We start from the raw sequence: 5,677 nt of genomic DNA on the forward strand, positions 1-5,677 counted from the left end.
CCCCCCTTAATAAGGGGGGGACAAGATTCCGATCAAAGTCCCCCTTCGATCGGGGGATGCGAGGGGGATCGAGATATGTGCAACTTCACCTTAAATTGGTATTAGAACCCCGACTTTTTTAAGAAATTGGGGTTCTACTTAGCACTCTGATTCAAAACAGCCTCAATTTGCTTTTCCATTTCCTGAAGTTCCCGACGTTTGTCAGCCAGCCAAACTTTTTGGGCTTCGCATTCTGCTTGATTTTGTCGATCGCGCTTTTCCTGCTGTTCCAATAAATTCTCCCACAGCGACATTGCTTTTGACATCGCATCGCTATTCGCATCAGCGCGATCGGCAAATACTGCAATAATTCTTTGTTGTACCTTCTCAAAAATAGGCTCTGTCGATTCGCCAAATTTCTCAAAGCCTAACTCACAAACTTTTTCCTTAATCTGAGCTTTAACAGCATCGCCATCTAAAAAACTCCAGCCCAAACCGCCACCAGCACCAGCAGCTAAGCCACCCAAAACAACTCCTATAAAACCAAGTCCTGTAAAAAATAGCAACGCAGCACCAACTGCTGCACCAATTCCTAAACCCCCAAAAAATCCACCATCCTCAATCTCGCCAATTGATGAAGCTATTCCGCTTCCACTGCTACCAATTCCGCCTAAGCTACCTGCTGTTTCTAAGTTATTGAATTGAGCGACAAGGCTAGTGCTGAGTTGTTGGTCAAACTGTTGAAATTGTTGCCGTATTGCATAAATATCTTCACCGATTTTGCTGTCTAGCACTCCCATATTTTGTTTTAAAATAGACTGTACTTTTTGATTTCCCCAGTCATCAATTTCTTCGGTGATGTCTCGTACAAATTGATCTGCATAATCTTTAGTCAACTTGTCTTGACTCATGATGTGTCCGTGTTCGGAAGTCCAGCGATGACTTTTTGCAATTAGGCGTTGTCCCAATCCTTCCACCCATTCATTCCAAGATTCAATAACTTCTTCTAAAGATTGCTCCATCAATTCATCCGCTAAAAGTTTGATTTTCACATCGCGGCCGCTTACTTCCGCCATTTGTTCAAAAATCTTCGCCTTATCTCCTGGAGAAACTGTCAATTTTCCTTCTAACATTTCCCGATATTGATTCAATTCCTCGCAGCCAGTATCAATAATTTGCTTTATTCCGGCGGCGGATTGCTGAAGTGCGATCGCCCCCCGTTCAACTGTCAAAAACTGTTCCAGAGATTTGGTGAAATCCTGAAAAGATTTCACATACTCATTTTCCGTCCCGTCCAAAATCGCCTCAAGTGCAGATTGAGCCGAAATAAAATGAATCCGGTTTTCACCAGCAATTAAACTTTGACTCTTAACAATCGTTTCTACCCTTTGTCTTACCTGCTTGCGGCTTTCTTCCCGACGCAGCAAATCGGCAAAATTAACTAACACAAAAATATTCCTCGCAGCTTCACCATCTTTACCGGGATTCAACTCTTTTTTCAAATACAAAAGCAGTTCCCGTTCTTTTTCTGTCAAAGCATTTTGAGCGTGAGTCAAAAAAATCACCGCATCAGTTGTTTTGAGAACCTGTTCCGTAACTAACGTGCGTTCCGCTTGTTCGTTCAATCCGGGAGAATCAATAATTTCTACACCATTGCGGCACAATTCGAGATTGGGATGCTCGAAAATGATTTCTTTGATTTCTGAATTGACAATTTCATCACCACAAGAACCTAAAGCAGCTTCCTCAGAAATTGAAGCTTTCTCTTGATATTGCTGGGGTGAAATCTCTTCCTCGCGTCCATCTTTATATTTGCAAATTACCCGCTGCTGCGGCCCGTATTTCAAAATAGTCACCGTACCGCTACAGGGAATATCCCGCACCGGTTGAATTTCCTCACCCAGCAAAGCATTGAGTAAAGTTGATTTGCCTTTGCTAAACTCGCCGACAACAGCCACGCGAAAACATTGAGATTCTAATTTACGAGATATTTTTGTTACTTCTTCTGTTAAATTAGGAGATAGCACGTTGCGATCGATTCCATCTCGCAGGGTTGAATAGAGCGGGTGACAAACAGCATTTAGTTGTTTCCGGTAATCTTGAAATTTTTTCAACTCCTGATATGATGAAACTGAATGCTTTTGATTTGTTTTTTGTTTCGGTTTTGCTGGTAAATGTTCGATAATGTGACTTGCAGCGCGGACAAACATCGCATCAAGAGATTGAAATTGTGCCGGATCGAGTAACGAGTGGACTTCTGCTAAAGCTGCTGTATCCCTTATTGCTTGACTGCTAAAACTCGCTTCCAAAACAGTCAAAAATCGCCCATCGATTCCGAGTCTGTTGGCGATGTTTTGCAAATACTCTTTTTCGCGATCGTCCATCGTTCCATCTGCCGCCGACATTTGATAGCCAAAACTAATTAGCAGCAGTTTTTCCTCCTCAGAAAAACACGCTGTCAGCGCCAACAACACCGGAAATTTATTGTAAACTTGATGTTGCGTCACGCTTTTAACCATTGGCAGTGCCAATTTTTGCAAACTGTTATTAGCAGGAATAAGTTCCCTCAAAGTTGTCGCCAGTTGCTGCTTTTCTTGGGTGCCAAAAGTACCGTCGGCATAAATGACTCCCAGCAACACAGTTATCAGCGCCGCCAGAAACAGAATCGGGGGATTAATATCCTCTTTTCGGATTTTTTCCCCTGCCAGCCGTGAAACAACCTCAACAGTTTGCGAACTAATTAGCGAAGTGTCCATTTGCCGCACCTTTACATAATTCTTTTTTATTTAAAATATGATAATAGATAAGTTATTCTTGGGTAGGCTACCGGGGTAAAAAGTAATGATGAACTTTGTATTTCCCGCAGCGGTACAGGCTGCGATCGAGGCTGGCAAGTACGCACAAGTGTTTACATCTGCTGGAGTGCCGATCGGCATGGCGAGAGATGCAGCGACGGGACAGTTTGCGGCCCATGCCGTGGGCGCGGCCCTCAACAATAGCCCTCTCTCCCCCTTAGTGTCTCCCATGCAGCTTGTCATGGGCGGCTTGCAGATGCACCAAACGCAAATGGGCTTTCAAGCCGTGCAAGCCAGTTTGGGCGTGCTGCAAGCGACAACAGCCGTGATTGGTGTCGGAACTTTCGCCGGGGTAGCCTTGTCAGCGGTGAATTTGCACGCCTCATTGAAACTAAAAAAAGCGGTAGAGAGGCTGGAAGTTAAAGTAGAAAATGGTTTCATCAATTTAGAACAACTTTTGAAAGGCCAAGGATCGGAAATTAAGCAATTAATTTCCGAAGTGGTTGCAGATATAAAATTTGATAACCACCGTTTAGTCTTAGTGCGGGCTTACGGGTTATTTAATCAAGCAATTCAACGAATGCGATCGGCTTTGCAACTGGAAGATATCAACCGCCGCAATGCTGAAATTGATGCAGCGCGCGGGATGTTGTTTGAGGCTTTAGCAGATTACAAAAATCCGCAGTTATTGGCAGAAACCTGTGCGGCGGGACAGTTGCGCCGATTAGAGTGCAGTTGGGCGATCGAGCAAAGTATTATCGCGACTTATCAGGTGCAGAATGAATTTGGTGCTGCGGGCGATCGGATCTCTCAACTACAACAACAAATCCGTCAAGATGGCTTAACAGTAATTGCCGGCTGCGACTCAGACGACGAACTAGATTTTCTCTTCCCAGAAATCGCGTGCATTCACGATCGCGATTTAGCTGCTTTAGAGATTTGGCAAAATCAGATTGAGTGGACTAAAGCTTTGCCCGAAAGTGAATTAAAACAGTTACAAAGTGCTGATTTCAGTCAATCCAACTTAGCTGTTATTGAGGATAAAAAATCAGCCACAACAGCTTTAGCAATACCCGATGAACAGTTATTTTATGAAAATTTGCGGCCGAAGTCTCATTTTTATGCGCTTCGCACTCAACTGGAACTGATGCTCGATCGGCAGCGACGTGAAGAGTATGAAGGTTATATCATTGAGCAAGGGGAAATAGCGGGTCATAAAAGTTTAGTAGCGTCGAACTTGGAGAAAGCCTCTGATTTGGCTGTTGCTAATCTTTTTTACTATTTCAGAGTCCGGGATGAATCGGAAGACGAATTAGAATTAGAGTTCGATGAAACTATGACTGATACTGCTACCATTGCGGCGGAATCTTCCGCAAGCGATAATGTTAAGCAGCAAATTTATGAAAAAGTCAAAGCCGTTGTTGCCAAGCAACTAGAAGTTGATGCAAGTAAAGTAACCCTCAACGCTAATTTTGCAAATGATTTAGGAGCCGATTCTCTTGATGCAGTAGAGCTAGTCATGGCGATCGAGGAGGAATTCGACAGTGAAATTCCCGATGAAGATGCGGAAAACATAAAAACAGTTCAACAGGCTGTTGATTACATTTACAAAAAAGTTGGTGTTTAAAAAGCAAAGACAGTAACCAAGTTGAAATTCCTGAAACAGAAGAAAGCACTAGAAAGACTTCAAGCTTTCATGTAATACCAACTCAGAAGAGCGATCAGTGTAGGGACACGGCAATGCCGTGTCCCTACCAGGAACTCAGGCACAGCGGAAAACAAATACTGCACGAGCCATGTCATTCTTATTACAACAATAATCAAATAAAATGAAGTCTAAATCAGTTGCACAAATCAGCGGTCTTCCCGGTCAATTAGTCGGTGCAGTTCCACTCCGAACCAGTGGTACAGGAACTCTTAAAATAGTTGGGGACACCTTACAAGGAAATTTCACTTCATTTTTTGGCTTAGAAATCAAAGAAATTGTCATTCCCATTCAAAATGTCAAAGCAGTTGAAATTGGGGAAGGCTGTACTTGGTGGCTGCTCGGACTCGGAATTTTAACCCTCGGGATATTCTTCATTGGTATTATCTTCATTGTGTTGGCTTTTGTTGTAAAACAGCGTTATATTGTCATTTACACGAGTAGTAGTAATCTCATTCTGTTTTATACAAAAAATGATAAAGTTAACCAGTTTCGGAACGACATTATAGAAGCTTGTCGTCCTAAACCGAGCTATATTCCCCGACCTTCTCAGTCTCCCCCACCACCGCCTTCTTTGCCAAATTGATTGATACTTAGCTAAATTTACCAGGTCGATCGCTATTTCTACGAAAGTGCGATCGCTCTGATTTTATTTAGATAGATACAAAAGTGCGATCGGTCATTCTCTTTTCTTAAGGAAAGTACAAAACGCGGTTTGAACAAAAAAATTAGGGACATACAGTTTAAGGAGTAAAAATCTAATGCAACTAATTTTTGCAGAATTTTGTGGACGCTGGGGCTGTTCTTGGTGGGAGAACATTATCACCATCATCTTGGTTAGTCTGAAGGGTAAGGGTGCTGTACTGTTACTGGGATTATTGCTGATGCCGATATTTTTGGTTGTGCTAATATTGCTAGTAAGCTTGATACCAGCTTTTGAATTTATTGCTAGTTTTGGGAGAGACAAACAAGATATCAAAAACCCAAACAATTCTCAGGAACAAGACCCAACTATTTTATCAGCAGGGGCTAAGTTTGTCGGTTCTAGAGGAGCTAAATTTTTGGGTCGTAAATTGAGAGAAGTAAACAAACATGAAGATGTGAACAATCTAGATTAGTCTCAGCAAAGAGATAAACATAACAACAACCCAGATCGGTATCCTTTCTCTATTTTTTGTTGAATCAGCAAAAACAACAA

4 protein-coding genes are annotated in these 5,677 nt (G+C 42.4%); 3 read left to right on the plus strand and 1 reads right to left on the minus strand.

Annotation, left to right across the window (positions count from 1 at the left end; all coding sequences use genetic code 11):
* Positions 1 to 134: 134 nt before the first annotated feature.
* A complete protein-coding gene (locus tag QT974_RS30225; RefSeq protein ID WP_333472076.1) occupies positions 135 to 2,735 on the minus strand; it encodes a dynamin family protein in 2,601 nt (866 codons plus the stop codon).
* Positions 2,736 to 4,110: 1,375 nt separating this feature from the next.
* Here QT974_RS30225 and acpP point away from each other — a divergent pair.
* From acpP to QT974_RS30240, 3 genes are all read left to right on the plus strand, one after another.
* A complete protein-coding gene (acpP, locus tag QT974_RS30230) occupies positions 4,111 to 4,401 on the plus strand; it encodes an acyl carrier protein (protein ID WP_333472079.1) in 291 nt (96 codons plus the stop codon).
* Positions 4,402 to 4,603: 202 nt separating this feature from the next.
* Complete coding sequence (locus tag QT974_RS30235) at positions 4,604 to 5,065, plus strand: hypothetical protein (RefSeq protein ID WP_333472077.1); 462 nt, start codon at positions 4,604 to 4,606, stop codon at positions 5,063 to 5,065.
* A 175-nt stretch (positions 5,066 to 5,240) separates the two neighbouring features.
* Entirely contained in the window at positions 5,241 to 5,597 is a 357-nt protein-coding gene (locus QT974_RS30240) for a hypothetical protein (protein WP_333472078.1), read from the plus strand.
* Positions 5,598 to 5,677 lie beyond the last annotated feature (80 nt).

It is taken from the genome of Microcoleus sp. BM001215392, from assembly GCF_036700185.1.
Taxonomy (GTDB): domain Bacteria; phylum Cyanobacteriota; class Cyanobacteriia; order Cyanobacteriales; family Microcoleaceae; genus Microcoleus.